At 58.1% G+C, this 1,160-nt stretch carries 1 protein-coding gene; it reads left to right on the top strand.

Annotation, left to right across the window (positions count from 1 at the left end; translation table 11 throughout):
- Positions 1–76: 76 nt before the first annotated feature.
- The coding region (locus BLX24_RS32445) for a putative Ig domain-containing protein (protein WP_218160743.1) at positions 77–1,160 on the top strand (1,084 nt) is incomplete at its 3' end.

Raw genomic sequence — 1,160 nt, 5'->3', positions numbered from 1 at the left:
CACCACTACCACCTCGCCTTTTGTTTCGGTTGCTGATCTGCGTGTAAAGCCATGCGTGGGGGTAAACGGGATGAATATGGGAGATAATGGGGCCTATTCCGGACCGGCTGAAGATATAGCCGGTAAGGCACGGAAATATGCAGGGGGCGTAATTGATATGGGGGCGTATGAGTATCAGCAGCTTGGTGGTTCCGGTTTAACGGCAGCTGCACCGGCCATCAACACTGCCGGCGTAACGCAACCTTTTAGTCAGTCCTTTCTGGCTTCGGGAGGTGATGCCCCATACCAGTTTACGTTGAAAAGCGGCAGTTTACCACCCGGCCTTACGTTAAGTACTGCCGGTGTATTAAGCGGTACACCCACCCTTGCAATCAGTACCACGATGCTGATTGGCGTAACCGATGCCTATCAGTGCACATTTACGATACCGGTATACCGATTGACGATTGAGGCCGATCTGCGACAAATCCGTTACGTCAGACCGGTGGCAACCGGATCGGGCGACGGCAGCAGCTGGCAGAACGCGACGGCAGACCTACAGGGAGCCATTGATGCGGTATCGGCCCTGAACGGCGGGCAGGTGTGGGTGGCCGGCGGACTCTACAAGCCCACTACCGGCTCCGACCGTTCGGCAAGCTTCCGGCTGCGGAACGGGGTGCAGCTCTACGGGGGCTTTGCCGGTACGGAAGCCAGTCTCAGCGAGCGGGCTGTGATCCGTCCGGCGACGGGACAGCCCTCAAGCACCACGCTGTCGGGGGACATCGGTACATCGGGTGATGCTGCGGACAATGTCTACAAAGTGGTACGTAACGAGGGCAATGCGGGTACGGTCGTGCTGGACGGATTTGTCATCAGCGGGGGCTACAGCCGGGGAGACGGTAGTCTGGAGTCACTGGGTGCGGGGTTATATACCAACGGGGGCAGCCTGCTGGTGTCAGCCTGTGAGTTCAGCGATAATGTGGCTAAGGGTACGTCCGGTTTAGGCGGGGCGGTGTTCAACAATCAGTCGAGCCTGACGGTAACGGGCTGTCGTTTTGCCAACAATGTAGGCGAAGGCGGCGGGGGAGCGGTGTATGAGTACCAGAGCAGTGGTTACTACGTGAACAGTCTGTTTGTGAACAACAGGGGAATGACGGGCGGTGGCGTGATGACCGAGAGTG

The organism is Arsenicibacter rosenii (assembly GCF_001870735.1).
Taxonomy (GTDB): Bacteria; Bacteroidota; Bacteroidia; order Cytophagales; family Spirosomataceae; genus Arsenicibacter; species Arsenicibacter rosenii.
The sequence above is the reverse complement of the archived record's forward strand: the minus strand, read 5'-3'. Positions and strand labels throughout refer to the sequence as shown.